Annotated in this window: 33 protein-coding genes; 15 read left to right on the top strand and 18 right to left on the bottom strand. The window is 65.1% G+C overall.

Annotated features, from left to right (window positions below; translation table 11 throughout):
- Positions 1–23: 23 nt before the first annotated feature.
- A complete protein-coding gene (locus tag AB6724_RS01600; protein WP_369336754.1) occupies positions 24–1,535 on the bottom strand; it encodes a S41 family peptidase in 1,512 nt (503 codons plus the stop codon).
- A 115-nt stretch (positions 1,536–1,650) separates the two neighbouring features.
- Positions 1,651–2,394 (bottom strand): 2,3-diphosphoglycerate-dependent phosphoglycerate mutase, encoded by a 744-nt coding sequence (gpmA, locus tag AB6724_RS01605; RefSeq protein WP_369336755.1) that lies wholly within the window; start codon positions 2,392–2,394, stop codon positions 1,651–1,653.
- Between the two features lie 258 nt (positions 2,395–2,652).
- Here gpmA and AB6724_RS01610 point away from each other — a divergent pair, with 258 nt between their 5' ends.
- From AB6724_RS01610 to AB6724_RS01625, 4 genes are all read left to right on the top strand, one after another.
- Positions 2,653–3,060 carry a rhodanese-like domain-containing protein gene (locus tag AB6724_RS01610; RefSeq protein WP_369336756.1) on the top strand — a complete coding sequence of 136 codons (408 nt, stop codon included), beginning with the start codon at positions 2,653–2,655 and terminating at the stop codon, positions 3,058–3,060.
- 73 nt (positions 3,061–3,133) lie between these two features.
- Positions 3,134–3,391 (top strand): glutaredoxin 3, encoded by a 258-nt coding sequence (gene grxC, locus AB6724_RS01615; protein WP_369336757.1) that lies wholly within the window; start codon positions 3,134–3,136, stop codon positions 3,389–3,391.
- 178 nt (positions 3,392–3,569) lie between these two features.
- On the top strand, positions 3,570–4,028 hold the full coding sequence (gene secB, locus AB6724_RS01620) for a protein-export chaperone SecB (RefSeq protein WP_369336758.1): 459 nt from the start codon (positions 3,570–3,572) through the stop codon (positions 4,026–4,028).
- 117 nt (positions 4,029–4,145) lie between these two features.
- Positions 4,146–5,159, top strand: coding sequence for an NAD(P)H-dependent glycerol-3-phosphate dehydrogenase (locus tag AB6724_RS01625; RefSeq protein WP_369336759.1), 1,014 nt, complete (start codon positions 4,146–4,148; stop codon positions 5,157–5,159).
- 88 nt (positions 5,160–5,247) lie between these two features.
- Here the strand turns inward: AB6724_RS01625 and AB6724_RS01630 are convergent, their stop codons facing one another.
- Both AB6724_RS01630 and lysA read right to left on the bottom strand, forming a co-directional pair.
- The gene (locus AB6724_RS01630) at positions 5,248–6,135 is read right to left on the bottom strand and encodes a DMT family transporter (RefSeq protein WP_369336760.1); all 888 of its coding nucleotides are present in this window, start codon (positions 6,133–6,135) and stop codon (positions 5,248–5,250) included.
- Positions 6,136–6,402: 267 nt separating this feature from the next.
- Positions 6,403–7,662 (bottom strand): diaminopimelate decarboxylase, encoded by a 1,260-nt coding sequence (gene lysA / locus AB6724_RS01635; RefSeq protein WP_369336761.1) that lies wholly within the window; start codon positions 7,660–7,662, stop codon positions 6,403–6,405.
- Between the two features lie 105 nt (positions 7,663–7,767).
- Here lysA and AB6724_RS01640 point away from each other — a divergent pair, with 105 nt between their 5' ends.
- Entirely contained in the window at positions 7,768–8,685 is a 918-nt protein-coding gene (locus tag AB6724_RS01640) for a LysR family transcriptional regulator (protein WP_369336762.1), read from the top strand.
- Between the two features lie 57 nt (positions 8,686–8,742).
- Here the strand turns inward: AB6724_RS01640 and AB6724_RS01645 are convergent, their stop codons facing one another.
- Entirely contained in the window at positions 8,743–9,975 is a 1,233-nt protein-coding gene (locus AB6724_RS01645) for a carboxypeptidase-like regulatory domain-containing protein (RefSeq protein WP_369336763.1), read from the bottom strand.
- A gap of 299 nt (positions 9,976–10,274) precedes the next feature.
- Positions 10,275–10,727 (bottom strand): MaoC family dehydratase, encoded by a 453-nt coding sequence (locus tag AB6724_RS01650; RefSeq protein WP_369336764.1) that lies wholly within the window; start codon positions 10,725–10,727, stop codon positions 10,275–10,277.
- Between the two features lie 92 nt (positions 10,728–10,819).
- Here AB6724_RS01650 and AB6724_RS01655 point away from each other — a divergent pair, with 92 nt between their 5' ends.
- Positions 10,820–11,209 (top strand): hypothetical protein, encoded by a 390-nt coding sequence (locus AB6724_RS01655; RefSeq protein ID WP_369336765.1) that lies wholly within the window; start codon positions 10,820–10,822, stop codon positions 11,207–11,209.
- Between the two features lie 33 nt (positions 11,210–11,242).
- Here AB6724_RS01655 and panC read toward each other — a convergent pair whose 3' ends face one another.
- Positions 11,243–12,082 carry a pantoate--beta-alanine ligase gene (gene panC, locus AB6724_RS01660; protein ID WP_369336766.1) on the bottom strand — a complete coding sequence of 280 codons (840 nt, stop codon included), beginning with the start codon at positions 12,080–12,082 and terminating at the stop codon, positions 11,243–11,245.
- Between the two features lie 41 nt (positions 12,083–12,123).
- Positions 12,124–12,999 (bottom strand): 3-methyl-2-oxobutanoate hydroxymethyltransferase, encoded by an 876-nt coding sequence (panB, locus tag AB6724_RS01665; RefSeq protein ID WP_369336767.1) that lies wholly within the window; start codon positions 12,997–12,999, stop codon positions 12,124–12,126.
- Positions 13,000–13,178: 179 nt separating this feature from the next.
- Here panB and AB6724_RS01670 point away from each other — a divergent pair, with 179 nt between their 5' ends.
- The 7 genes from AB6724_RS01670 to yiaA all read left to right on the top strand — a co-directional run bounded on the left by AB6724_RS01670 (position 13,179) and on the right by yiaA (position 17,994).
- Positions 13,179–13,895: a Crp/Fnr family transcriptional regulator gene (locus AB6724_RS01670; RefSeq protein WP_369336768.1), complete on the top strand. Its 717-nt coding sequence runs from the start codon at positions 13,179–13,181 to the stop codon at positions 13,893–13,895.
- A 131-nt stretch (positions 13,896–14,026) separates the two neighbouring features.
- Positions 14,027–14,326, top strand: a complete 300-nt coding sequence (locus AB6724_RS01675; RefSeq protein WP_369336769.1) for a DUF4148 domain-containing protein — start codon at positions 14,027–14,029, stop codon at positions 14,324–14,326.
- A 214-nt stretch (positions 14,327–14,540) separates the two neighbouring features.
- Positions 14,541–15,725, top strand: coding sequence for an aminodeoxychorismate synthase component I (pabB, locus tag AB6724_RS01680; protein ID WP_369336770.1), 1,185 nt, complete (start codon positions 14,541–14,543; stop codon positions 15,723–15,725).
- Positions 15,722–16,351: an aminotransferase class IV gene (locus AB6724_RS01685; RefSeq protein WP_369336771.1), complete on the top strand. Its 630-nt coding sequence runs from the start codon at positions 15,722–15,724 to the stop codon at positions 16,349–16,351. The genes pabB and AB6724_RS01685 overlap by 4 nt, the downstream gene beginning before the upstream one ends.
- 49 nt (positions 16,352–16,400) lie before the next feature.
- A complete protein-coding gene (locus tag AB6724_RS01690) occupies positions 16,401–16,973 on the top strand; it encodes a DUF4274 domain-containing protein (protein WP_369336772.1) in 573 nt (190 codons plus the stop codon).
- Positions 16,974–16,978: 5 nt separating this feature from the next.
- Positions 16,979–17,359, top strand: coding sequence for a hypothetical protein (locus tag AB6724_RS01695; RefSeq protein ID WP_369336773.1), 381 nt, complete (start codon positions 16,979–16,981; stop codon positions 17,357–17,359).
- A gap of 104 nt (positions 17,360–17,463) precedes the next feature.
- Positions 17,464–17,994, top strand: a complete 531-nt coding sequence (yiaA, locus tag AB6724_RS01700; protein ID WP_369336774.1) for an inner membrane protein YiaA — start codon at positions 17,464–17,466, stop codon at positions 17,992–17,994.
- A 52-nt stretch (positions 17,995–18,046) separates the two neighbouring features.
- On the opposite strand, the gene AB6724_RS01705 is transcribed toward yiaA, so the two are convergent.
- The 9 genes from AB6724_RS01705 to AB6724_RS01745 all read right to left on the bottom strand — a co-directional run bounded on the left by AB6724_RS01705 (position 18,047) and on the right by AB6724_RS01745 (position 24,418).
- The gene (locus tag AB6724_RS01705; protein ID WP_369336775.1) at positions 18,047–18,712 is read right to left on the bottom strand and encodes a tRNA-uridine aminocarboxypropyltransferase; all 666 of its coding nucleotides are present in this window, start codon (positions 18,710–18,712) and stop codon (positions 18,047–18,049) included.
- A 109-nt stretch (positions 18,713–18,821) separates the two neighbouring features.
- The gene (locus AB6724_RS01710) at positions 18,822–20,510 is read right to left on the bottom strand and encodes an AMP-binding protein (RefSeq protein WP_369336776.1); all 1,689 of its coding nucleotides are present in this window, start codon (positions 20,508–20,510) and stop codon (positions 18,822–18,824) included.
- A gap of 108 nt (positions 20,511–20,618) precedes the next feature.
- Positions 20,619–20,978 carry a 5-carboxymethyl-2-hydroxymuconate Delta-isomerase gene (locus AB6724_RS01715; protein WP_369336777.1) on the bottom strand — a complete coding sequence of 120 codons (360 nt, stop codon included), beginning with the start codon at positions 20,976–20,978 and terminating at the stop codon, positions 20,619–20,621.
- 28 nt (positions 20,979–21,006) lie between these two features.
- Positions 21,007–21,387 (bottom strand): aspartate 1-decarboxylase, encoded by a 381-nt coding sequence (gene panD / locus AB6724_RS01720; RefSeq protein WP_369336778.1) that lies wholly within the window; start codon positions 21,385–21,387, stop codon positions 21,007–21,009.
- 124 nt (positions 21,388–21,511) lie between these two features.
- Positions 21,512–21,877: a 6-pyruvoyl trahydropterin synthase family protein gene (locus tag AB6724_RS01725; RefSeq protein WP_369336779.1), complete on the bottom strand. Its 366-nt coding sequence runs from the start codon at positions 21,875–21,877 to the stop codon at positions 21,512–21,514.
- A 140-nt stretch (positions 21,878–22,017) separates the two neighbouring features.
- Positions 22,018–22,656: a 7-carboxy-7-deazaguanine synthase gene (gene queE, locus AB6724_RS01730; RefSeq protein ID WP_369336780.1), complete on the bottom strand. Its 639-nt coding sequence runs from the start codon at positions 22,654–22,656 to the stop codon at positions 22,018–22,020.
- 103 nt (positions 22,657–22,759) lie between these two features.
- Complete coding sequence (locus AB6724_RS01735) at positions 22,760–23,617, bottom strand: segregation and condensation protein A (RefSeq protein ID WP_369336781.1); 858 nt, start codon at positions 23,615–23,617, stop codon at positions 22,760–22,762.
- 70 nt (positions 23,618–23,687) lie between these two features.
- Entirely contained in the window at positions 23,688–23,894 is a 207-nt protein-coding gene (locus AB6724_RS01740) for a DUF3460 family protein (protein ID WP_369336782.1), read from the bottom strand.
- Between the two features lie 62 nt (positions 23,895–23,956).
- Positions 23,957–24,418 carry a hypothetical protein gene (locus AB6724_RS01745; protein WP_369336783.1) on the bottom strand — a complete coding sequence of 154 codons (462 nt, stop codon included), beginning with the start codon at positions 24,416–24,418 and terminating at the stop codon, positions 23,957–23,959.
- 104 nt (positions 24,419–24,522) lie between these two features.
- Here AB6724_RS01745 and AB6724_RS01750 point away from each other — a divergent pair, with 104 nt between their 5' ends.
- Positions 24,523–25,026, top strand: a complete 504-nt coding sequence (locus tag AB6724_RS01750) for an outer membrane protein assembly factor BamE (protein WP_369336784.1) — start codon at positions 24,523–24,525, stop codon at positions 25,024–25,026.
- A gap of 173 nt (positions 25,027–25,199) precedes the next feature.
- Positions 25,200–25,856: a YitT family protein gene (locus tag AB6724_RS01755; protein WP_369336785.1), complete on the top strand. Its 657-nt coding sequence runs from the start codon at positions 25,200–25,202 to the stop codon at positions 25,854–25,856.
- 75 nt (positions 25,857–25,931) lie between these two features.
- Here AB6724_RS01755 and soxZ read toward each other — a convergent pair whose 3' ends face one another.
- A complete protein-coding gene (gene soxZ, locus AB6724_RS01760; RefSeq protein ID WP_369336786.1) occupies positions 25,932–26,267 on the bottom strand; it encodes a thiosulfate oxidation carrier complex protein SoxZ in 336 nt (111 codons plus the stop codon).
- Positions 26,268–26,274 lie beyond the last annotated feature (7 nt).

The following is a 26,274-nucleotide window of genomic DNA, read 5'->3' on the forward strand; positions in this document are numbered from 1 at the left end:
ATGCGGGGCGCCAGGCCCCGAGCTTACTTGCTGCGTTTCTCGGACTCGTTCTTTGCGGGTGATTTCTTGTCGCCGCTCTTTTTGTCGGCAGCCGTGTCATCACCAGGCTTTTCCTCGGCCTTGCGCTCGGTCAGGGTCTTGCTGACCTTGACGGGCTGACCCTTGAGCTGGTTCAGGGCCTGCTGCAGCTGGAAGTCCTTGTCCGAGCCGAACTCGGGCAGGCGGCGTTCCGAGGCCGGCTTCTTGGCCTCTTCCTCAAGGCGCTTGCGTGCTTCTTCGCGGGCTTTTTCCAGGCCCTCGTTCTTGACCTCCGTGCCCTGGCCGCTGGACAGGTGCTTTTCCAGATCGGCCTCGCGCATGCCAAGCGCCGCATACAGGTCGCCATCGGCGGTCTCGTCCACCATCACGTTGGGCACGATGCCCTTGGCCTGGATGGATTTGCCGCTAGGAGTGTAGTAGCGCGCGGTGGTCAGCTTGAGGGCGGTGTCCGGTCCCAGGGGGCGCACGGTCTGCACCGAGCCCTTGCCGAAGGACTGGCTGCCCATGACGGTGGCGCGCTTGTGATCCTGCAGTGCGCCGGCCACGATCTCGCTGGCCGAAGCCGAACCTTCGTTGACCAGAACCACCAGCGGCAGCTTCTTCAGAGCCGCGGGCAGGCGTTGCAGCGGGTCGCCAAAGCCGCGCTGGGCATAGAACTCCGGCGATGCCTTGTACGTGGCCTTGCTTTCGGCCAACTGGCCGTTGGTGGAAACCACGGTGACATCGGGCGGCAGGAAGGCTGCAGAGATGGCCACGGCCGCATCCAGCAGGCCGCCTGGGTCGTTGCGCAGATCCAGCACCATGCCCTTGAGGTTGGGGTCCTGCTTGTAGATCTCCTCGACCTTGCGCACAAAGTCGTCCACCGTGCGCTCCTGGAACTGGCTCAGGCGGATCCAGGCATAGCCGGGCTCGATCAGCTTGCCCTTGACGGACTGGGTCTTGATCTCTTCGCGGACGATGGTGACGGGGAAGCTGCGGCTCTCGTCCTTGCGCAGAATGTTCAGGCGCACCTTGGTGTTGGGTTCGCCGCGCATGCGCTTGACCGCGTCATTGAGCGTCAGGCCCTTGACGGCGGTGTCGTCGATCTTGGTGATCAGGTCGCCGGTCTTGAGGCCGGCGCGGAAGGCGGGCGAGCCCTCGATCGGGGAGACGACCTTGATCAGCCCGTCTTCCATGGTGATCTCGATGCCCACGCCGACGAACTTGCCCGTGGTGCCTTCCTTGAACTCCTTGTAGCTCTTCTTGTCGAAGTACTGGGAGTGCGGGTCTAGGCTGGAAACCATGCCGGAAATGGCGTCGGTGATCAGCTTCTTGTCGCTGACCTGCTCCACGTAATCGGTCTTGATCAGACCGAAAACGGCCGACAGTTGCTGGATTTCCTCAAGTGGCAGAGGCGTCATGCCTCCACGAGCCAGAGTCTGCAGGGATACGGTGGTCAACGCGCCCGCGACCACGCCCACAGAGATCCAGCCTGCAATTTTGATTTTTTGACCCATAGCACCCCTTAAACCTTTTGGAATATACACCTTGGACGGCGCAAGGCCTATGAGGTTCCATAGGCCCCGTGCCGTGTTTACCCAGGCTCGGGAAGCCTGGGCGGTGACCAGGGATTCAGGCCTTGCCCTGGGAGGCCACGGCCGCTGCCGCCTTGGCCGCCGCTTCCGCGTCGCCCAGATAGTAGTGGCGGATGGGCTTGAGATCGGCATCCAGCTCATAGACCAGGGGAATGCCGTTGGGAATGTTCACGCCCACGATTGCATCGTCGGCGATATTGTCCAGATACTTGATCAGCGCGCGGATGGAGTTGCCGTGGGCCGCAACCACCACGCGCTTGCCGGCCTTGATGGCCGGCGCCATGGACTCGGTCCAGAAAGGCACGACGCGTGCCACGGTGTCCTGGAGGCACTCGGTCAGCGGGATCTGTTCGGGCTGCAGCTTGGCGTAGCGCACATCGCCGCGCTCGCTGCGCGGGTCGTCGGCTTCCAGTGCGGGAGGCGGCACGTCGTAGCTGCGGCGCCAGACCAGCACCTGCGCGTCCCCATACTGCTTGGCCATGTCGGCCTTGTTCAGGCCCTGCAGGCCGCCATAGTGGCGCTCGTTGAGGCGCCAGCTGTGCACCACGGGCAGCCAGGTGCGGTCCATTTCGTCCAGCACATGCCACAGCGTACGGGTGGCGCGCTTGAGCACGCTGGTGTAGGCCACGTCGAAGTCATAGCCCTCGGCCTTGAGCAACTGGCCGGCCTGCTTGGCCTGGTTGACGCCGGTAGCGGTCAGATCCACATCGGTCCAGCCGGTAAAGCGGTTTTCAAGGTTCCAGGTGGATTCACCGTGGCGGATCAGAACGAGCTTGTACATGGATTCTCTCAAGGTGGCGAAGCAGTGATGACTTAAAGTCAAAGCTGATTATTTTAAAGGTTGGAGCTTGACCGGACAGCAGGTGCGGAAAGCCGGCCCGCAAAAAAGCGCGGCGGCCTTGGCGTCGGGTCCATTCCCTCTGGTTCCGGCGGCTTGGCGCAAGCCTCGGGACGGATTCCGCGGGGCGCATAGACCGTGGCCGGCTCCGTGTTCGGGCCTGCCTCTAAAATCCTCAGGTTTGCCATCCCAAGGAATGACGTGAAATTCATCATCGATAACTGGTATTTGATCCTGATTGCCGTGGCTTCGGGCGTGATGCTGCTGCTGCCCGCGCTGCGTGGAGCCACCGGCGGTTCGCTGTCGGCGGCCGCTGCCGTGCATCTGATCAACCGCGAAAAAGCCGTGGTGCTGGATGTGTGCGAGCCCGAAGAGTTCGCCGCCGCTCACGTCAACGGTGCCCGGAATGTGCCGCTGAGCCAGCTGGAAGAAAAGCTGCCCACCACCGTCAAGAACAAGCAGCTGCCCGTGGTGCTGGTCTGCGCCTCGGGCGCGCGTGCCGCACGTGCAGAGGCGGTGGCCAAGAAGCTGGGCTACGAAAAAGCCCAGGCCCTGGCCGGCGGCATGAAGGCCTGGCGCGAGGCCGGCCTGCCGATTGAAAAAGCCTGAAGCGGCCCTAACTCTGCATTTTGAAGGCGTGGCAAGTTGGCTGCGCCGCAATAGATATTAGGAAGTTGTCCCCATGCAAGCCGTGAAGATGTACACCACCGCCGTCTGCCCCTATTGCATTCGTGCCAAGCAGATTCTCAAGTCCAAGGGCGTGGAGCAGATCGAGGAAGTGCGCATCGACGCCGACCCTGCCGCGCGCGACCACATGATGCAGATCACCGGCCGCCGCACCGTGCCGCAGATTTTCGTCGGTGAGACCCATGTCGGCGGCTGCGACGATCTGATGGCGCTGGACGCCAAGGGCGGTCTGGTGCCGCTGCTGCAAAGCTGAGCGCCGGGCGCGGATTTCTGCCGCGTGCCGGCGGCTGCGCTGGACCCTGCGGCAGTCACTGCATAATGCAAAGCGCTATTTCATGGAAATGCCTGCTGTGAGGATAGCTTTGTGCTGTCTCTCGCCGCAGGCATTTGCATGTTCCTCATAAGATTTTTTCTGAAAGACCAAGCTCATCATGGCCGAACAAGACAACAGCCCCGTGTTCCAGATCCAGCGCGTGTATCTGAAGGACCTGTCCCTGGAGCAGCCCAACTCTCCCGCCATCCTGCTGGAGCAGGAGCAGCCCAGCGTGGACATCCAGCTGGGCGTGGAAGCCACCCCCGTGGCCGAAGGCGTGTATGAAGTGGCCGTGACCGCCACCGTGCAGACCAAGATCCAGGACAAGACCGTGTTCCTGGTCGAAGCCAAGCAGGCCGGCATCTTCGAAATCCGCAACGTGCCCGAAGACCAGATGGGCGGCGTGATCGGCATCGCCTGCCCCCAGATCATCTACCCCTATCTGCGCGGCAACGTGGCCGACGTGGTGACCCGCGCCGGCTTCCCGCCCGTGCACCTGGCCGAAATCAACTTCCAGGCCATGTACGAGCAGCAGCAGGCCGCGGCCGCCCAGGCCGAAGGCCAGCTGACCCAGTAAGCTCCGACCAGGGGCCGATTGCCGCGCTGTGCAAAAATCGGCGCGGCGGCGTAAAAAGAGGCCCTGGAGGCCTCTTTTGCTTGTGAGGTCTGCGCAAACTGCTATCAAAATTCGCTTATGAAAATTCTCGTCATCGGCGCTGGCGCCTGGGGTACGGCCATGGCCATCAGCGCGGCCAGGCATCCGGACAAGCGTTCGGTCGCGCTCTGGGCGCGTGACCCGGCGCAGGCGCAGCTCATGCAGGCCGAGCGCGCCAATAGCCGCTACCTCCCGGGCATCGCCTTTCCCGAGGCCTTGAGCGTGGTGAGCGGCGAAGTGATGGAGCAGGTCGCGGATGCCGACCTCATCGTGCTGGGCACGCCCATGGCGGCTCTGCGCCAGTGGCTGGCCCGGCTCAAGGACTGCAGCGTGCCCGTGGCCTGGCTGTGCAAGGGTTTCGAGGCCGTGCCTGCGGGCGCTGCGGCCGGAACATTCGGCCTGATGGCGCACGAGGTCTGCCAGCAGGTTGCGCCCCAGCTCCAAAGCGGCGTGCTCAGCGGCCCCAGCTTTGCCGCCGAGGTCGCGCGCCAGCAGCCCACGGCTCTGGTGGCGGCCAGCGCGCATGAGGGCGTGAGCGAGCTGTTGGTGAGCGCCTTCCATGGCGGGACCATGCGCGTCTATGCCAACGACGACATCGTGGGCGTGGAAGTGGGCGGCGCCGTGAAGAACGTGCTGGCCATTGCCACGGGTCTTTGCGACGGACTGCAGCTGGGGTTGAATGCGCGCGCGGCGCTGGTGACCCGCGGTCTGGCCGAGATGACGCGCCTGGGTGTGGCGCTCGGTGCGCGCGTCGAGACCTTCATGGGCCTGTCCGGCCTCGGCGACCTGGTGCTGACCGCGACCGGCGATCTCTCGCGCAACCGCAAGGTGGGCCTGCTGCTGGCCGAAGGCAAGACACTGGGGCAGGCCATAACCTCGCTGGGCCATGTGGCCGAGGGCGTTTACAGCGCCCGCACCGTTCTGGCCCGCGCACGCCAGATGGGTGTGGAAATGCCGATCACGGAAACCGTGGTGGACCTGCTCGATGGCCGCATCACGGCAGCCCAAGCCGTGGAGCACCTGATGGGGCGCGACCCGAAGCGCGAGAGCTGACCGCCGAAACCGGCGCGAACCAGCCGGAAACGGCCAGCAAGGGTCGTCATCCCCCTTTGAAGGGCAAGCCGCGGAGCGGCTCAGGGGGTTAACGAAGTTCCCGCATGCTCAGCCAGGCGCTGGCTGCACCGCAGATGGCGATGACGGCCATGCCTGTCACGGCCCATTGATCGGGAATGTGGCCGTAGACCAGCCAGCCCGCCAGCAGGGCGCAGGGAATCTGGCTGTACAGAAACGGCGTGATGGTCGCGGGTTCGGCTTTTTCATAGGCCTTGAGCAGCATCAGATGTCCGACCGCGCTGCCCACGCCCATGGCGATGCCGGCCAGCCACAGCGCCGCGGTGTCCGGCAGCTGCCAGGCCCAGGGCAGGGCGGCACAGGTCAGCGCCAGCGCCAACAGGCTGGTGTAGATCTGCGTGGTCAGAGGCCGTTCCTTGCCGGCCATGCGGCTGCTCAGGACCTGGTAGGCCGTGTTGACGGCCAGCTGCAGTGCGGGCCAGAGCAGGGCCCAGCCTTCGACATTGGCACCGGGTCGGATGATGACCAGCGTGCCCGCAAAGCCCAGCGCCACCAGCACCCAGCGCAGCGGACTGACGCGCTGGCGCAGCCACAGCGCGGCCACCAGCGTGAGCGCCAGCGGTGTGAGGGCCACTACGGCAGTGAATTCCGCCAGCGGCAGATAGCGCAGGCTCAGCATGGCCAGCGCATTGCTCAGACAGAACAGCACGGCGCGCAGGCACTGGAAGCCGGGGCGCTGCGTACGAAAGATATCCAATCCATGGCGGGCCACGCCAAAGCCCACGGTCAGAGCCGACTGCAACACATAGCGCAGCCATAGCGCCATCAGCAGCGGCAGCAGCGCACCCGCGTATTTGGAGCCGGTATCGAGTATCGAGAAGCAGGCGCAGGCCAGTACCGTGAAACCAATGCCCGTCAGCGTGTGGCGATGGGCCGAGGAGGCGGAGTGCAGTGGCATGAAGTGGATTTACTGGGCACTGCGCGGTACTTGAGAGAAAGCGGGTTTCAGATGATTTCGGCCTGAAACCCTTGATGGGCAAGCGCTGGCAGCTATTGAATCAGTTGGCAATGGTGCTGCGTGTCGCCTGTATCATATGAAACCGGCGCGCTCCAAACAAGAGCAGCAAGCAAGGGCCGCCCCGCAGCGATGGCTGCGTCCCCCTCCCTCAGCGCGCAGCGCGTAGAGAGAGGGGGAAGGCGCGCCGCGCCTCAGGGGGAGCTTTAGTTACAAGCCCATTTCCAGTGCCAGCAGTTCGTCCACGGTCTGGCGGCGGCGGATCAGCTGGGCCTTGCCGCTGTCCACCAGCACCTCTGCCGCCAGAGGTCGCGTGTTGTAGTTGCTGGACATGGAGCTGCCATAGGCACCGGTGTCGTGGATCACCAGCAGGTCGCCCACGTTGGCGCCGGCCAGGGCACGCGGCAGCACCACGCCGCCGTCACCCTGGGTGAACACGTCGCCCGATTCGCACAGCGGTCCGGCGACCACGCTGTCCTGCGTGGGCAGCTGCAGGCCGTCGCGGCGCAGCACTTCCATGCCGTGGTAGCTGCCGTACATGCTGGGGCGCATCAGCTCGTTGAAGCCGGTGTCCACCAGCACGAAGTGGTTGCTGCCCGCATTCTTGGTGGCGCGCACCGTGCCCAGCAGCACGCCGGACTCGGCAACCAGGAAGCGGCCGGGCTCGAGTTCCAGACCCAGCTTGTGGCCCACGATGCTTTCAGCCTGCTGGCGTGCCGCATGCCACAGGCCGTGGTAGTGGGTCGTGTCTATGGTGGCGTCGCCATCACGATAGGGAATCGACAGGCCGCCGCCGGCCGAGATCGCGTGCAGATCGTGGCCGGCGGCATGGGTGCGCTCCACCAGCTTGACCATGGCGCCGCAGACTTCCTGCAGGTGGCCGTAGTCCACGCCCGAGCCGATATGCATGTGAAGGCCGGCCAGCACCAAGCCGCCGGCCTTGATGGCTGTCAGCGCTGCTTCCAGCTCGCTGTGCCAGATGCCATGCTTGCTGTGCTCGCCGCCGGTGTTGGTCTTGTTGCTGTGGCCATGGCCGAAGCCGGGGTTGATGCGCAGCCACACATGGTGTCCCTTGGACACGGCAGCCAGCTGGTGCAGCATATCGATGGAGCCGGCATTCACCGGCACCTGATGCTCGACCACGGTGGCCAGCGTGGCCTCGTCCATCACATCGGCGGTGAAGACGATGTCGGCGGGCTCGTGAGCACCCGATGCAAAGCCCGGCGTGAAGCCCGCAGCCAGGGCGCGCAGGATCTCGCCGCGCGAGACCGCATCCACTTTCACTCCCTGCTCGCGCATCAGCTTGAGGATATGGATGTTGGAGCAGGCCTTCTGCGCAAAGCGCACGGTGTCGAAAGCCTGGAGCTGGGCGATGCGCTCGCGGATGGTGGCGGCGTCATAGACCCACAGCGGCGTGCCGTATTGGTCGGCAAGGTTCCAGAGCAGGGCGGGAGAGAAAGGGTTGGACATGGGCGGTTACTTGAACACTCGAATGATCCGCATCATGCCCATGGCCATCTATTCAGTCCAATAGCTTGTTTTTTGAAGATCATTCAAATTGGATATGCTTGAACCATGACAGATCTAGCTTCATCGGCAATGGCTCAGCGCATCACGCATCGTCATCTCGAGGTGTTCCGTGCCGTGATGACGGCGGGCAGCGTCACGGGGGCGGCCCAGCTGCTCTACAGCTCGCAGCCCACGGTCAGCCGCGAGCTGGCACGCATGGAGCAATTGCTGGGCTATGCGCTGTTCGAGCGCACGCAGGGTCGTCTGCGCGCCAATGCGCGGGCGCTGCTGCTCTGGGACGAGGTGCAGCGCAGCTGGCAGGGGCTGGAGCGCGTGATCGATCGCGCCCAGGAGCTGGGGCGCGCTCAGGGCGCGCATATCAGCGTGCTGTGTCTGCCCGCACTCAGCCATGCCCTGCTGCCCGGGGCGCTGGCGCGCCTGCAGGCCGCGCATGGCGCCGTGGCGGTAAGCGTGGCGACCCAGGAGGCTCCGCTGCTGCAGGAATGGATGGCGGCCCAGCGCTTTGATCTGGGCCTGTCCGAACTCGCCGATGCGCCGCCGGGCACGCGCAGCCTGCCGCTTCCCGCCATGGACGAAGTGGCCGTGCTGCCCGCCGGCCATGCTTTGGCCGCCAAGACCGTGCTGCAGGCCGAGGACTTCCGGGGACTGCCGTTTATCAGCCTGGCGCGCGATGACCCCTATCGCCAGCAGATCGATGCTTGGTTTGCCCGCACCGGGGTGGAGCGCGTGCTGCAGCTGGAGACCCATAGTGCCGTGGCCGTCTGCGCCATGGTGCAGCACGGCCTGGGCGTGGCCATCGTCAACCCGCTCACGGCTCGGGCCTGCGCGGGGCCGCAGCTGGTGGTGCGGCCACTGGCGTTTTCCGTGCCGTTTCAGGTGCATGCGCTGCTGCCGCTGCACAGACCCGCGGTGCAGGAGGTGGGCTGGCTGGTGCAGGCACTGGCAGAGGAGGTCGCGGGCTGAATGCAAAAAAGGCGCCGCAGCGCCTTTGGGAGTGATGAGTCGGCCGACGGCCGGTGTTTATATCGGGAAGTAATCAACACCGGGCACATCGTGCTCGATCATCAGGGCCGTGCCGAACATATCGCCCGTCAAGCCCGTGCCGCCGTCAGTGCGCTTTTGCCGCAGGCTCACGGCCAGCGTGGGCGTATTGTCGCGGCTCATGTGCACATATACCGTGGCATAGGTGTCCCAAGGGTCGGGGTTCTTATCGCTGGGGTCCTTGGGGAAGGGCTTGCCATGGAAAAGCACGTCACGCATTTGTGCCGCCGTGTAGTTTTCCGTGTATTCGCGGAAGCCCCCAGGGCTTTGAGCGTCGATTTCCCTGGCGAAGAAAGTGCCGGAACCGTCGGCGTTGATCGTGAGCTTGGCAACTTCGGCAGAAGAGAGGTTTACGCCATCTGCCCCATTTTGCCCCGAGGCCACCTTGCAATCCTGCAGCATATAAAAGTGCAGTTTTTCGCCTTCTGTTTCCCAGCTCTTCAAAATGGGGGCGAACTCATCTTCGCGCAACTGGCGGGCCTTGGGCGAGATCAGCTGGTATGCCAGCTTGGGGCCAGCATTGCATTGCTGCGTCACAAAGGCATCGTCGGTACCCATCTCGGGGGTATAGGAGACGGGGAAGCCCAGCCAGGAATCCGGCGTCTGGAATACGTAGCTGTTGCTGCCGATGGTGACGGTGTTGCCGGCCACATTGGCCCATGTCACGCCGGGGCTGCCGGGTGTCTGCACGCGCCAGCAGCTGCCATAAGGATTGGCATTGGTGGGTTCGCAGGTCTTGCGCTTGGTCTCGTCCAGTGTGACGCCGATCGCGATCTGCTTCAGGACCTCGGAGGTCACGCCCTGGGCCTGCAACTGGTCCAGCGCCTGGTCCATGGGATCGACCCCGTTGGCCTTGAAGGAGGTGGTGAACGGATTCTGGTTGTAGCCGATGCCCAGCACTTGCAGCTGGGCTTGCACCGAACTCCAGGCGGCCTGCAGGTTATCGGGCGTCAGGCTCTGAAGGCTGAGGCCCTGCAAGGCCAGATGGGTGAATGGCGTCACATTGGCCACACCCGCAGCAGTGATGGCGCCGCTAAGACGAGTACCGCTGCCGCTGTCCACGGTGACAAGGCAGGGCAGGGTGGCGTCCAACGTCAGGCTGTAGGAGCCGTTGGCGTCGGTGGTGGCCAGGCTGTTGCCGCCTCCGGCGACACAGGTGAAGTTGAGCGCTGCGTTGGCAATGGGCGCACCGACGGCGGCCGTACCGTTCACCTGAATCTGTTTTGCGCCCTGGGTTTCGGACGAACCAGCCCCTCCGCCACATGCGCTCAGCACCAAGGTAACGGCAGCAGCGGTTGCAGCCTGAGATAAGCGAAAAATACGGAACTGCTCCACTTCGATCCTTCGTCTAAAAAATACGGGGCTGCACATTAACATAAATGTTACATATGAATCTATAAGTAACATTTAAAGCTTTGGAGCAGCATCGAAGCAGTTCAGGCAAGGCTCGAATGGCTGCCGCATTCGAAGCGCGGCAGCACGAGCGTGGTGTGGAGCCGGGCGGATTTGGCTCAAGCCTCAGGTCTTTTGAAACAGACCATCTTGGGCCTGAAGCGCTGCAACACCGCGCCGTGCTGGTTTTTGGTCTGGCACAGCATGCGCACCATGGCGCGGTTGGGTTTGGACTGGGAGGGGATGATTTCCACGACTTCCGATTCCACATGCAGCACATCGCCGGGACGGGTCGGCTGGGGCCAGGCCAGCTCCTCCATGCCGCCGCCGATCACACCGTCGGCCAGCGGAATGCTCTCCGTCACCAGGCGCATGCTGATGGAGGCCGTATGCCAGCCGCTGGCCGCCAGGCCCTGGAAGAAGGTGTTTTTCGCGGCCTCGGGGTCGAGGTGGAAGATCTGCGGGTCGAACTGCGCGGCATAGGCAATGATCTGTGCCTCGTCCAGCGGGTAGCCGCCGCTCATGAATTTCTGTCCCACATACAGATCGTCGAGATACAGCTTTCCGCTCATGCGCGTCTCCTGGTGTTGCATGTCGTTCAGTATGCCGGCACGGCGCCTTGGCTCCTGTAGCGCAGGTGGCAGCCGGACTATGCTTGAGGCCTATGAGGTTCGAATTTGAAGACTCCGAGGTCGCCGAAATCCGCCGGCTGGGCGATGCGCTGCTGATCCGCTTTTCCGCCGCTCGCCTGTATGAGGGCGATGGCAGGGGCGCCGGTGCCGGCTGGTGGCAGCCTGCCCTATTGATATGCAAGCAGGTGGTGCAAATCGGGCCAGGGCTGGATGCGGTTTTGGCGGCTGCAGGGCGTCTGCAGCAGGCCCGGCTGCAACTCGCTGGGCAGAGCTTGCGCCGCCTGCCCATGCCCTTTGCCAGCGACGCGGGCTTTGCGCTGGAACTGGAATTTGCCGCCGGCCCGAGTTGCAGCCTGCAAGGCCAGGGTCTGGAGCTGTCGAGTCCGGACGCGCAATGCGCGGTGGAATCCTTTCAGTGCTGATGCCCGGGGCGCGGCCGTCCCCGGGGCGCATCATCAGAACTCCAGATTGTCGATGAGCCGCGTGCTGCCCAGGCGCGCCGCGCCCAGGGCCACCAGCTCGCCCTGGGTGGCGTCGGCCGGGGCCAGCAGATCGCTGCGCTGGCGAACCGTGAGGTAGTCGGGCTCCCAGCCCTTGGCGCGCAGCCCGGCCATGGCCTGGGCCTCCAGCTCGGCCAGATTGCCGCCGCGGCGTGCGGCCTGGGCCAGGGTCTGGAGCGCCTGCGACAGCGCCATGGCCTGCACGCGCTGGTCGTCGCTGAGGTAGCTGTTGCGCGAGCTCAGCGCCAGGCCGCTGCCGGCGCGGGCGGTGCTGGCGGCAATGATGTCTATGGGCAGGGCAAACTGCTGCACCATGCGGCGTATCACCATCAGCTGTTGGTAGTCCTTCTGCCCGAACACGGCCGCGCCGCCGCCGCTGGTGGCGAACACGGCTTGGAAGAGCTTCATGACCACGGTGCATACGCCCGTGAAAAACCCAGGGCGAAAATGGCCTTCGAGGATGTCGGCGAGCTGCGGATCGGGCTGGACCTTGAAGGTCTGGGGCTCGGGGTACAAGTCCTTTTCCCCGGGCGCGAAGACGATGTCGCAGCCTTCGGCCTCCAGCTTGGCGCAGTCGGCCGCGAAGGTGCGCGGGTAGCTGTCGAAATCCTCATGCGGCAGAAACTGCAGGCGGTTGACAAAAATGCTGGCCACGCTCACTTCGCCATGCCGACGGGCCAGGCGCACCAGAGACAGATGTCCCTCGTGCAGATTGCCCATGGTGGGCACGAAAGCGGGGCGACCGCGGCCGGCCAGGGCGGCGCGCAGGTCGGCGATGGTGTGGACGATTTGCATGAGGCTCACTCGCAAAGCAGGAAAAGGCGCAATCCTAAGGCTTACCAGGCGTGCAGCGCGTTGTCGGGGAAGCTGCCATCCTTGACGGCCTTGACATAGGCTTCCATGGCACCCTTGACGCTGCCCGCATCGGCCATGAAGTTGTGCACGAATTTGGCCATCTTGCCGAGGTTCACGCCCAGCATGTCATGCAGCACCAGCACCTGGCCGGCCGTGCCGTTGCCCGCGCCTATGCCTATAGTGTGGCAATCGGGCAGCTCGGCGGTCAGCTGGGCCGAGAGGGCGGCGGGCACCATCTCCAGCACCAGCATGGCAGCGCCCGCATCCTGCAGCTCCAGCGCATGCTGGCGCAGCGTGGCCGCGGCCTGTGCGTCCTTGCCCTGCACGCGGTAGCCGCCGAGCGCATGCACGGTCTGGGGCGTCAGTCCCAGGTGGGCGCAGACGGGCACGCCGCGATCGACGAGAAAGCGCACCGTGGGGGCGGTCCAGCCGCCGCCCTCGAGCTTGACCATGTGCGCGCCCGCCTGCATCAGCTGGCAGGCGTTGCGCAGGGCCTGCTCGGGGCTTTCGGCATAGCTGCCGTAGGGCATGTCGGCAATCACCCAGGCCGTGGCCTGGGCGCGGTGCAGGCCGCGGGTCACGCTGGCCGTGTGGTAGACCATGTCCTGGAGCGAGACGCCCACGGTGCTGTGCAGCCCCTGGCAGACCATGCCCAGGGAGTCGCCGACCAGAATGCACTCGACTCCGGCCGCGTCGGCCACGGCCGCAAAAGTGGCGTCATAGGCGGTGAGCATGGTGATCTTCTCGCCGGCGGCGCGCATCTGGGCCAGGCGCGGCAGGCTGACGGGGCGGCGCTGGGGCAGCGGCGATGCCGGAGGGATGGTACCGTAGGGGGTGCCGGCGTTGGTGGCAGACATGCGGTCTCCTTTGTCTAGATATGTGGTCGGCCGGTGGGGCAAATCGCTCGCGAGTCTATGCGATGCCGGGCCGCCAGGACAACCGCAAACAGACCATGTCCGGCGGCGGCTTCGATACCATGGGCGCTGCTGCATGGCGGGCCGTGCGGCATTCCGTCTTTTCCAGCCTGAGGTTGTGTATGCCTATTGCCGCGCAGGAATTTCCATCGGGTGCCTCCTGGCAGGGTTTGCGCGGCGTCAGCTGGCTGCAGTCGCTGTCCGACGAAAAACTGGCCGTCCTGGCCACGCAATGCCGGTGGCATAGGCTCGAGCCCGGGCAGATGCTGCATGGCCCCTATACCGATCGGCGCATGTATGTGCTGGTCGGCGGTCTGCTCAGCCTCGGCAGCTACAGCGCCAGCGGCCGCGCCATGATCTTCGGGCATGTGGAGCCCGGATTCTTCTTTGGCGCGTTTGCGCCACCGCAGCCGCCGCAGCGGGTTTCGGTGCAGGTGCATGCCATGCAGGCCAGCCTGGTGGCCTCGCTGTCCAACGAGGAGCTCGAGGCGTTGATCATGAGCGAGATTCTGGTCATGCGGGCCGTGGTTCAGCATCTGAGCGAGCTGACCGGCGTGCTGGCGCGGCGCGTGGTCAGCCTGGGCACCCTGTCGGTGCGTGGGCGCCTGCATGCCCAGTTGCTGGAGCAGGCCGAGCGTGCGGGCATCGAGGGCGAGCAGGCGCTGCTGTCGCCCGCGCCGCGGCAAAACGATCTGGCGCTGATGCTGGGCACCAGCCGCGAGGAGGTCGCGCGCGAGATGTCGCGGCTGACGCGACTGGGCCTGCTCAGGCGCGAGGGCCGCAATCTGCGCATCTGCCATGTGGATGGCCTGCGCGTGCTGCTCGAAGAAGCGCGTTGATTTTTGCCATGTGAAACTGATTTTTGCGTGAGAAAACGCACAGACGGCGCCCCAGGCGGACGCGCATAGTTGATCCATCCCGTTGCGAGGCAGATTTCCTGACCGCCGCGGCGACGTTGAAAGGATTGAAAATGCGCCCCATCACCAGCTTGTTTGTCGCCGCTGCACTGGCAGCCAGCGCTGCTGCTGCCATGGCCCAGGATGTTCCCCAGTCCGTGGCTGCCGCTCCCGCCAAGAGCCGCGCGGAGGTATTGGCCGATCTGGAAATGTTCCAGCGTTCGGGTCTGGGTTATCTGCCTTCGCCCATGGGCTATATAGAGTCGGAGCAAAGCGCCGAATACCGCAAGGCCTATGCCGAATACCAGCGCCTGCTGGCCAGCCCCGACTACACGGCGGCCGTGGCCAGGTATGAGTCGCGGCACAGCAGGTAGCGTGTCGAGGATCTCCTGCGTGCCGCGGCGAGATTGCAGACAGGCTGATTGCTTCTTTCTATAGCTGCCGCAAGAGGCGATACCCTTGGTGGACGCGCGCTGGAGGATCCATTCCTGCAGCGCGCTTTTTTATTGCGGCGGCCTACACGCCCTGGGGGCTATCAAGCTTGATAGCATTCGGCGCTTATTGATACTGCGTTGGCAGGTTGTTTGCTTGAATACCATTCTTGATTTCAGCGCCCCCTGGCAGGCCGATGCCGCGCGCCTGCGTCACGGTTTTGGCGCGCCGCAGCGGGTATTGGCGGCCTACGGGCCCCATGAGGTACCCGCCGTGCTCGAGGCTGTGCAGCAGGCCGCCGAGCAGGGCCTGTGGTGCGTGGGCTGGCTGGCCTATGAGGCGGCCGGCGCTTTCGATACGGCCTATGCGGATGCCGTGCACTCGGGCCTGCCGGGGCAGCCGCTGGCCTGGTTTGGCGTGCACGCTGCGCCGCTGGCGGCCGAGCCCAAGCCGTCCACGCTGCAAATCCCGGCCGTGCAGTGGAGGGCCGCTTTGCAGCGCACTCGGTTCGATGTGCATATCGCGCGCATACATGCGGCCATCGCTGCCGGCGAGTGCTATCAGATCAATTACACCGCTCCCCTGCGGGCCGAGCTTGGCGGTGCGGATGCTCTCGATGCTTCGGAGCTGGCCTTGGCCCTGTTCGCGCGCCTGCAGCGCGCCCAGCCCGGAGGCTATGCGGCGCTGGTGGACAGCGGCCAGATGCAGGTGCTGTCCGTCTCGCCCGAGCTGTTCTTCGACTGGGATGGGGAGCGGATTCTCACGCGCCCCATGAAGGGCACGGCGGCCAGAGGCAAGACGCCGCAGGACGATGCCCGGGCTGCGCAGACCATGCGCGAGTCGCCCAAGGAAAGAGCGGAGAACGTGATGATCGTGGACCTGCTGCGCAACGACCTCTCGCGCATCGCCGTGCCGCACAGCGTGAAGGTGCCGCAGCTGTTCCAGGTGCAGGCGTTGCCGGCCGTCTGGCAGATGACCTCGGATGTGGTGGCGCAGACTCGCTCCGGCGTGCGGCTCGGCGACGTGTTTGCCGCGCTGTTTCCCTGCGGCTCCATCACGGGCGCGCCCAAGCGCCAGGCCATGCGGCTGATTCGCGAGCTGGAGCCGCAGCCGCGCGGCGTGTACTGCGGCGCGCTGGGCGTCGTGCGACCGGGGCTTGCGCCGGGGCGCATTCACGCTACATTCAACGTTCCCATCCGTACCGTGGTGCTGGAAAGCGGCCGCCTGAGCTGCGGCATAGGCAGCGGCATCACGGCCAGCGCCAGAGCTGCGGATGAATGGATGGAATGGCAGCACAAGCAGGCGTTTCTGCACGGGCTGGCTCAAGATGTCTCAGCATGAACACGAATTTTGAAATTCTGGAAACCCTGGCCCTGAAAGACGGGCGTTGGCAGAACTGGCCGCTGCATTGGGCGAGGCTGCAGATCGCGGCCAGCCACTTCCGCTACCCGCTGATGCAGATGCAGCTGGAGAGCGATATGCAGCGCCTGGCACAGACCCATGAACGCGGCGACTGGCGCGTGCGGCTGGCCTTGCAGGCCGGCGGCGCGCTCATCATCACGGCCGAGCCTCTGCTGCCCACGCCCGAGCCGGTGCAGCTGGAACTGGCGCGCCAGCCCATACCCAATGCCGTGGCGCACAGCGATGCCGTGCGCTTCAAGACCTCGGTGCGCGCGCAGTACGATGCTTTCCGGCCCCGCAGCGCCGAGGTCTTCGACATGGTGCTGCACAACGAAAGCGGCGAAATCACCGAAGGCACGCGCGGCAATATCGCCATGCAGCTCGATGGCCGCTGGGTCACGCCACCGCTGGGCTGCGGTCTGCTGCCCGGCGTGGGCCGCGCACTGGCCCTGTCGCAGGGACGGCTGGCGGAGCAGCTGGTGCGTCTGGACGATGTGCCGCGCGTCACGGGCTGGGCGTTCATCAATAGCCTGCGTGGCTGGCTGGATGCTCGTTTGATCGGTTAGCGAGGGTTTGCTATTGTTGCGGGGCTGCCAAACCGCGGGAGACCAAGCCATGGATGACGCCGATTTTGACGAACTGTATCTGGACCTGATGAAGGAGTTCCTCTCCACCGCGACTCCCCTGGAGTGGCTGGCCGTGGTCACCACCATGAACTACGACGGCAACGGCGCGCTGGTGGACTGGATGATCAAGCAGCCCAAGCTCGAGCCCGCCGTGGCCAAGGCCCTGTACTGGTACCAGCAGCCCGGCTACCACCAGCACTACGCGACGCCGGACAAGGTGCCCAGCATCAACCGCGCGGGTTGGGGGCGGATCCATGCGCTGGCTCAGCGTTTTGAGGACGGTAATCTGGCGCCCGCCAGCATAGGCTGGGACCCTGCCAATGATCTGGCCTCGCCCACGGGCAATGAAAAGCACCCCGGCTACGACTGGACCAGCGAAGCCGTCAAGAACGGCGAGGCCAAATGGGAGATTCCGGCCACCATGCTGAAGGCCGTGCCCGGTGTTCAGCCCGACATCTATACCTATGTCGATGAGCAGGGCTGGGAGGAAGGCATGCCTCCCCATGTACAGCAGGCGCTGGATGAGGCCATGAAAGAGGACGATGCCGATACGGAAGACTGAAGCGGTTGCTGGAGCTGCTGTTTGACGTTCTCGGCGAGTTCGCGCTGCAGGCCGCGGGCGAAGTCCTGCTGGAGCTGGGCCTGCATTCCGTGGCCGAGCCGTTGCGCCGGCCGCCCAGGCCCTGGCTTGCCGCTCCGGGCTACGCGATTCTGGGCACGCTCTTCGGCGCACTGAGCCTGCTGCTGGTCTCCCACCATCTGACGCCGGAGGGGCCGCTGCGCCTGCTCAATCTGGTGTTCACGCCGCTTGCCGTGGGCGGGCTGATGGTGGCCATGGGCATCTGGCGGGCACGCAAGGGCGAGTCTCCGCTGCGCATCCACCGGTTTGGCTACGGCTTCCTGTTCGCCCTGTGTTTTGCGCTGGTGCGCCATGCATTTGCCGAGTGAGGGATGCGCCACTCAGTATCGCTGCGTAATACTTTTGTGGAAGATGTGAGAAAGTGCAGCCGACCTTTATATGATCGGCACACCACAACTTCTGGAGCAAGTCAGTGAATCCCCAAGCTGTTTCGGGCAACAAACCTTCATCCGCCTTTGTGGGCGCATCCTGGGCCGCATTGTTGCTGGGCATCGTCGCCTTCATGGTCGGGCTCTGGAACGCGGGCATGCAGCTCAACGAAAAAGGCTATTACTTTGCCGTGCTGGTGCTGGGCCTGTACTCGGCCATCTCGCTGCAGAAAACCGTGCGCGACAAGCTGGAAGGCATTGCCGTCACCGGCATCTACTACGGCATCAGCTGGGTGGCGCTGCTCATCGCGGTGCTGCTGCTCGGCGCTGGCCTGTTCAATGCCACGCTGCAGCTGAGCGAAAAAGGTTTTTACGCCATGGCTTTTGCGCTGGCCCTGTTCGGTGCGATTGCGGTGCAAAAGAACACCCGCGACAGCCTCTATGTGGCGCCCCAGCCCGACGACAGCCTGCGCGCCGAACGCCGCCGCGACAAGGGCGAGCGCAGCGCCCCCACCCTGGTCACCCAGGATGGCGGCAAGCCCGCCGAAGTGCCGGAGCTGACGGCCAACCGCTGAGCGCCGCAGATCCAGATGCCAGACCTGCGGCGCACCCGCAGGTTTTTTCTTTTCAGTGCGCGGGTCGCCGCATGCGGCTGGCCACAAAGCTCGCGAATACCCGGGCCAGAGCCTGCGCTGGCGGGCCGGCCTGGCTCCAACCCTCCAATTGGGTCAGGGCCAGAGCCGCGGCTTCGAAGGTGGAGAGCTGGCCCGGCTGCTGGGCCTTGCGGATGGCATAGCCGCTGGCGGGCACATCGTGCAGCGGCAGGCGCGGCAAGGCCTGCAGCGCGGGGTTGAGGTAGAGCATCTTGCGACTCTTGCGCCAGGTGCCGTCGATGACCACCAGGCGCAGCTGCCGCGCGGCCCAGGGCCAGGGCTGTGGCAGCGGCGCTGCCGCCTGCAGGCCCAGGGCCGCATCCTGCGAATCGGTCTCGGGGTAGAGCAACAGGCTGTGGCGTGCCGAAGCCTGGCCGGGACGCGCCCAATCGCCATGCAGGGCCTCATGCAGCGCCTCGGCCGGCCATTGCTCGCCCACCAGCACGCGGCTGTGCGGCAGGCAGAGATGAAGCAGATGGCCCGTACCCTTGGCTTCGTGCACCTCCAGAGGATGCATGAGGATCAGGGCTTCCGCCTCATGGGACACGGTCTGCGCCAGAGCGCAGATGCAGGTGCGCAGCGCCCGGTGGCAGTGCGGGCAGCGGGCGCGCAAGAAGGGTCTGGAGTCGGGCATGCTCATTTCGCGGGAGTGTCGGTGCTTGATGGCCGGCGGGTTTGAGTCGGCGGGGATGGTGTGCTGCGTGGCCGCAGCACTGTAGCCGAATGCACCGCGCGCCGTGCGCTTTCCCTCAATCCCCGAACAGCACGGGCTCGCGCGCCGTCGCCCACTGCGCCAACTGGGGCGCATACCTGGCCTCGATGCTCTGGCGCTTGAGCTTGAAGGTCGGGGTGACGAGGCCGTTGTCCACGGTCCAGGGCGTTTGCAGCAGCACCAGACGGTCCAGGCGCTCGTGCGGGTCGAGCCGGGAATTGAGCTCGTCGAGATGCTGAGCCAGCGAGGCCAGCAGCTGCGGCCTGTGCCGGGCATCGCCGGCCCGGGCCAGAGCTTCGGGTGACAGCATCACCAGGCCCAGGGGCCGGGCCAGATTGGCGCCGGTCACCAGGCAGGCCTCCACGGCCGGATGCATGGCAAGCCGGTCTTCGATCGGTGCCGGCACCACGTACTTGCCCTTGCTGGTCTTGAACTGATCCTTGACCCGGCCCGTGATGCGCAGGCAGCCGCTGGCGTCCTCGCTGGCCTGATCGCCCGTGCGCAGCCAGCCGTCCTCGGTGAAGGCGGCTTGCGTCAGCTGCGGCTCCTTGTAGTAGCCGAGCATCAGGGCCGGGCTGTGCAGCAGCAGCTCGCTGGTCTGGGCGTCGACGCGGGTGCGCACGCCTTCGAGGGCCGGGCCCACGCTGCCCTCCTGGTTGCGGCCCGGCAAGGTGGTGTGCGAGATCCCGACCTCCGTCATGCCATAGCCCTCGGCGATGGGCAGGCCCAGGCCGCGGTACCAGGCCAGCAGGGCCAGCGGCATGGGGGCGGCGCCGCCGGCAGCGATGCGGCACCGGTCCAGCCCCATGGTGTGCAGAATCCTGCGGCGCAGCAGCCGGCCCAGCAGCGGCGTGCCCAGCAGCCGGTCCAGGCGCCGCGGCGCCAGCCTGGCATGGATGTTCTGCTGGAACTTGACCCACAGCCGCGGTACCGAGAAGAACACCGTGGGCCTGGCGCGCCGCAGGTCGGCCGCGAAGGTCTGCAGGCTCTCGGCAAAGAACAGATGCATGCCGGCGATCAGCCAGCCGTGCTCGACCAGCAGGCGCTCTGTCATATGGGCCAGCGGCAGGTAGGACAGCATGCGGTCCTCGGCCTGCAGCGCAAGGCGCTGGTTGCCTGCGTGGGCGGCCCAGGTGAGCGTGGCGAAACTGTGCATCACGCCCTTGGGCTGGCCCGTGGTGCCCGAGGTATACATCAGCGTGGCCAGTTCGCCGGCGTCGCGCACGGGCTCGCTGGCCAGCGGCGGCGTGCGCGCGCAGATCGCGTCCCAGCCGTCATAGCGCAGGCGGGCATCCTCGGGCGCAAGCGGATAGGCGATGCAGGGCAGGTTTGCGGCAATGCCTGTGCGCAGGCTCTCCCAGCCGTCCAGCTTGCCGATGAAGCAGGCGCGCGCGCCGCTGTGCTCGAGCAGCTGCGCGATGCTCGCGGGCGCCAGCGTGGGGTACAGCGGTACCGAGACATGGCCCGCCATCCAGATGGCCAGGTCGCTGAGCAGCCACCAGGCGCAGTTTTTCGAGACTATGGCCACCGCGGAGCCGGGCGGCCAGCCCTGTGCCCGCAGGTGGGCCGCCATGCGGCGTGCGCCGTCGGCGACCTGGGCCCAGGTGAACTCCTGCAGGCGGCCGCCGTCCACGGGCTGACTCAGGGTGATGCGCTGCGGCGCTTGCCGCTCCCAGTGGTACAGACGCTGCAGCGGCAGCTGGTCGGCGGGTACGCTGGAGTCCATGGCTAGCCTCCTCGGGAGTTCCGGAGCATTGCAGACTACTCCTGGGCTCCGGTCTGTCAAGCCGCGGGGCGGCCGCGCATGGACGGTTTTTAGCGGGTGGTCACGCTGTTACAGGCGACCCTTGAAGTAGGTGGCCTTGTCCATATCGGCCACGTCCACGCTGAGCTGCACCATGATGCCTTCGGCCTGGGGCACCAGGCGGCGCAGCACGGCGGCCAGGCCGTCCGACATTTCCTTCTTGGCCTGCTCGCTGCGGCCTGCCATCAGCTGCAGCAGCACATGCACAAAGCCGCGGTTCTCGGGCTGGTTGCCGATGTAGTAGCTGGAGAGGCGGGCGATGCGGGACTTGACGTCGGCCTCGTCGGAGACCGTGGGATGGGCGCAGATGACGGCGTTGAGCTCGCGCATGAGCTCGCGCTCGTTCAGGCCGCTCAGGTTGTCGGTGTATTCGATGTGCAGATGGGGCATGGTGTTGCTTCGCGTTGCAGAGAGGGGATTACAGCATCTGGGTGGGAACCTTGTGGCGCAACTCGACCTGTTTGTTGCCGTCGTCCACGAACACCAGCTGGGGCTGGTGCTCGGCCACATCGTTCTCGTGGACCTGGGCGAAGCTCGCAATGATGAGCAGATCGCCCACGGCGGCGCGGCGCGCGGCCGAGCCGTTGACCGAGATCATGCCGCTGCCGCGCTGGCCCTTGATGGCATAGGTCACAAAACGCTCACCGTTGTCGATGTTCCAGATATGGACCTGTTCGTTCTCGGCAATATTGGCGGCGTCCAGCAGGTCTTCGTCGATGGCGCAGGAGCCTTCGTAATGCAGCTCGCATTGCGTGGTCTTGACGCGGTGGATCTTGGACTTGAGCATGGTGCGGAACATGGTGTCTCCAGTTTAAAGTGGCTTGATTCTTGTCTGCCCGCAAGGCCGCGGACATCGGTCGGCGCGCATTCTTTCACAAGCGATGTGCGGGCGCCAACGCAAATGGCCTAGGCGGGCCGGTGATTTACGCGAGGTCGAGCACGCAGCCGTCGCCGATGCTGTCGCGCCAGACGCGCACGCGGCTGGGAGCGGGCTGCAGATCGGCCAGGGACTCGGCGATGAAGAGGCTCAGATTCTCCAGCGTGGGCTTGCCCAGGCCGGGGATCTCGTCGAGGAAATGGTGGTCGAGTTGCTGGCGCAGCAGCTCCAGGCGCGCGCGCAGATGGCCGAGGTCGATGACCATGCCGTTGTCGGGATTGCGCGGGCCGGTGACGCTGACCTCCGCATAGTAGGTGTGGCCGTGGATGCGGCGGCTGCCCTCGGTTTCGATGGCTCGCTCCAGCGTGTGGGCGGCATCGAAGAAAAAGCGCTGGTGAACGGTGAATTGCATATCAGTGATTCATAGGGCTGCGCATAAACGGGCGGGCCCCAACGCCAGGGACAGCGAGCCAGGGCCTATGCCGGCCGCGCCGCCCCGCAGCGAGGCTGTCGTCCCCCTGCAGGGGGAAGGCGCGAAGCGACTCAGGGGGGTCATCGAATCCCCGTGAGCTTGTGGGTCTGCAGGCTGAGCCGCCACGCCGGGTGCTGCAGGCACTGCTCTATGCAGGCCGCGATATTGGCCTGCTGGCCGGCATTGTCCATGGGCTGCAGAAAATAATGCTCGAACCGGGTGCCGGCGACGATGTCCCGCAGCTCGAAGCCCGGCTGGGGCCAGACCAGCTTGAGCTCCTGGCCGCTGCGCTGGATCCAGTCCGCGCCGGCCTTGGGGCTGATGCACAGCCAGTCAATGCCCTCGGGCGCGGCCACCGTGCCGTTGCTCTCCACGGCGATGCGAAAGCCCCGCGCATGCAGCGCGGTTATCAGCGCGGCATCCACCTGCAGCAGCGGCTCGCCGCCGGTCAGCACCACCATGCGGTGCTGGCTGTCCTGCTCGGGCCATTGGGCCAGGATGCGCTCGGCCAGCGCCTCGGCCGTGGCGAACTTGCCGCCCAGAGTGCCGTCGGTGCCCACGAAATCGGTATCGCAGAACTGGCAGATGGCGCTGGCGCGGTCCTGCTCGCGGCCGGTCCAGAGATTGCAGCCGGCAAAACGGCAGAACACGGCGGGCGTGCCGGCCTGGCCGCCTTCGCCTTGCAAGGTGTAGAAAATTTCTTTGACGCTGTATGTCATGTCAAGGATGTCGCTTCGGGGTGCGGTTGCGCTGTTAAAGCGAATGTAAGTCCTTGCTGGGCGGCCTGCGCGCCATAGGGTTACAGCGCCGCCGTGCTAGGCCTTAGACCGGGGTGTAGGCGAGGCGCACATAGATCGGTGCATAGGCCTCGGCCTGGGTGATCTCGATCAGGGTTTCCTTGGCCAGCTCCAGCATGGCGATGAAGGTCACCACCAGCACGGTAGAGCCCTTCTCGGGGTCGAAGATGCGCTCGAACTCCACAAAGCGCTGACCCTGCAGCTGCTTGAGGATCTGGCTCATGTATTCGCGCACCGACAGCTCCTCACGCGTGATCTTGTGGCTTTGCACCAGCTTGGCGCGCTTGAGGATGTCGCGCCAGGCTGCCTGCAGCTCGCCGATCTCCACATCGGGAAAGCGCGGCTGCAGGCTTTGCTCGATATAGACCGTGGCCTTGAGGAAGTCGCGCCCATAGCTGGGCAGTTGTCCCAGCTGCTGGGCCGCGAGCTTCATCTGCTCGTACTCGAGCAGGCGGCGCACCAGCTCGGCGCGCGGGTCCTCGGCTTCCTCGCCGTCTTCCTGCTTCTTGGGCGGCAGCAACATGCGCGACTTGATCTCGATCAGCATGGCGGCCATCAGCAGATACTCGGCGGCCAGCTCCAGATTGCGGCTGCGCACCTCGTCCACATAGCTCATGTACTGGCGCGTCACGTCCAGCATGGGAATGTCGAGGATGTTGAAGTTCTGCTTGCGGATCAGATACAGCAGCAGGTCCAGCGGGCCTTCGAAGGCTTCGAGAAAGACCTCCAGCGCATCGGGCGGGATGTACAGATCCTGGGGCAGCGCAAACAGCGGCTCGCCATACAGGCGCGCCAAAGCCACCTGGTCGATCACCGTGGGCGACGAGTCAGGTGCATCCGGGCCTGGGCCCGGCAACTGGGCCTGGGTTTCAGCCTCGCTCATTGCGTGCTATGTAATACAGAGCTGAAGGCGCTTGGTAAATAAGCGCTCGAGGCTGATTTCATGGAGGAGATCAGGAGTGATTGGTCTGGTACACGTAGGGCTGCTGCTCCACGCGGCCAGCGCGCAGGTCTTCCCAGACTTCCGCGTTCACATCCTTGTCCCACAGCAGGGCACGACCGGCCTGCTGCTGCTTGTCCAGCTCGGGCTTTTGCTGCTTCAGGTCGTTGATGAAGTTGGTGGTGTCGGAACGGTAGTCGGGGCGGCGGAAGAAAGACATATGCGTAAAACCTCTCAGAACCAGTAATTTTAGCCGTTCGGGGATGAAACTCGTAGTGGCGGCTATTTGAGGTCGTTCAGGCAGAGCTGCGCAAACTCCTTGCAGTCCTGGGCCGCGCCCGGGTGCTGCAGCACTTTTTCCAGTGCGAGGGCAAATTCGGCAGGGCCGACAGGATTGGGGTCGCGGCGCTGCAGCTCCGGGTCCACGCGCATGGTTCGGTCCAGCCAGCCTATGACCTGGGTACTGGGCTGGCGCTCCAGCGATGCCAGCAGGGCCGGGGTATAGGCGGCCATGGGATGCTCCTCGATCAGGCTGCCGAATGGTCCGGGGCCGCCGTAGTCGAGTTCGGGGTAGCTTTCGACCAGCGCCAGGATCCGGGGCAGGGTCTGATCCAGTGGCGCGGCCCGCAGGGTTTCGAGCTGCTCGTAGACGGGGTCGATGAGCAGCCATTTGTCCTGCTGCTCCCAAGCAGCCCGGGCGGCGGTGGCGAATGCGGAAAACAGTGGCGCTATGGCTGCACTCATGAGGGGGCTCCGTATTTAACAAGCGTTTGCAAAGCTGGCGGGTCCGCGGCAGCCGCATGCTGTCAGAATCCGCGTACCGTCTGGCAAGCATTGTGATTCAGTCCATGAACATTTTTTCCCGTGTGACCGCGGCCCTGGCCGCTGCGGCGATCAGCACCCTGGCCCTGATGGGCTGCGACGAGCAGAAGATCAAGGAGCTGGAGGAAGGTCTGTCCACCGAGGCCGATGTGCGCGCCAGGTTCGGCGAGCCCGAGCGCATCTGGCCCGAGCAGGACGGCTCGCGCACCTTGGAATACAACCGCCAGCCGGCCGGCGCCAAGAACTACATGATCACCATCGGTCCCGACGGCAAGATGAGTGCGCTGCGCCAGGTGCTGGCTCCCCATGTGTTTGCGCGCATCCAGCCCGGCATGGGCGAGGAGGAGGTGCGCCGCATGCTGGGCAAACCCGCGAAGATGATGACCTACAAGCTCAAGCAGGAAACCGACTGGGACTGGAACTGGATAGACCCGCCCACGCGCAGCATGGAGTTCACCGTCACCTTCGACCTCGACGGCCGGGTGCTGCGCAGCGGCAGCCGCGAGAAAATGCAGGACGAGCAGCGCTGAGCCCGTCTGTCGCTGCTGCAATGCACAAAAATAATGGGTTCATAGGCATGGGCGCAACAGCGCCCTGCCGGCGATGTTTTTAAAATCAGGGTAAACACCGACGCAATCCGCGCCGGTGAGCTCGGAGGGCTGCATCCCGCTTTCCGGCATGCAATTTGCTGTCCTACCCCGACATGTCCACACCGCTAACCTCCGCTGCCGCGCTAGAGCCCGCAGCTTCGTCCTCCCATTCCTCCGTGCTGCGCCACGGCCGCTTCGAGGACGCCCAGGCCCTGTTCACGGGCTCGCTGTTCGTTTCCATCACCATGATGCTGTTCGCCCAGGCCGGCCTGCTCACGGGCAGCACGGCCGGTGTCGCCTTCCTGCTGCACTATGTGACGGGGCTGCCGTTCGGCGCCATCTTCTTTGTCATCAATCTGCCGTTCTACTGGTTCGCCTGGAAGCGCATGGGGGCCGAATTCACGCTCAAGACCTTTGTCTCCGTGGCCATGCTGGCGCTGATGGCCGACGTGGGCCCGCGTTTCATCCATATCGATTATCTGAACCCGCTGTACGCGGCCGTGGCCGGCGGCCTGCTCATGGGCTCGGGCTGCCTGTTCCTGGCGCGCCACCACTCGAGCCTGGGCGGCGCCACCATCGTTTCGCTCTATCTGCAGGACCGCTACGGCATCCGCGCGGGCAAGGTACAGATGCTGATCGACTGCACGGTGGTGCTGCTGGCCCTGGCCATCGTGCCGCTGGAGCGGGTCGCGTATTCGGTGCTGGCGGCCGTGATCATGAGCATGTTTCTCTGGATCAGCCACCGGCCCGGGCGCTATCAGGGCAATTGAAGCCTCTGGCGCCCATGTGAAAAGCCCCGCCGCGGTAATCACCGGGCGGGGCTTTTTGGTTGATGCGCTCGGGAATCAGGCAACGGTAATTGCCTTTTGCGCGCTCAGCGTCTGGCCTTGCTCGTCCTTCCACTGCATATTGAGTTCACCGCTTTCGCGGGCCAGGAAAGTGAATTCGATATAGGGGTTCTGCGCAATCGAAATACCGGGCTCCCAGCTGAACAGCAAGGTATTGCCCAGCCTGGCTTCAAAGCGGCTGACGATATTGCGCGGGCGCAGCTTGCCCGTGGCCGGGTCGGTGCGCAGGCCGCTTTCCATCACATGTTCCATCTGCGCGCGCACGCGCAGCACTTCGCCTTTCTGGGGATTGGCATTGCTGACCCAGATGCGCGGGGGCTTGGCTTGACTCATCTTGGCG

Source organism: Comamonas guangdongensis, assembly GCF_041079535.1.
GTDB classification, from domain to species: domain Bacteria; phylum Pseudomonadota; class Gammaproteobacteria; order Burkholderiales; family Burkholderiaceae_C; genus Comamonas; species Comamonas guangdongensis.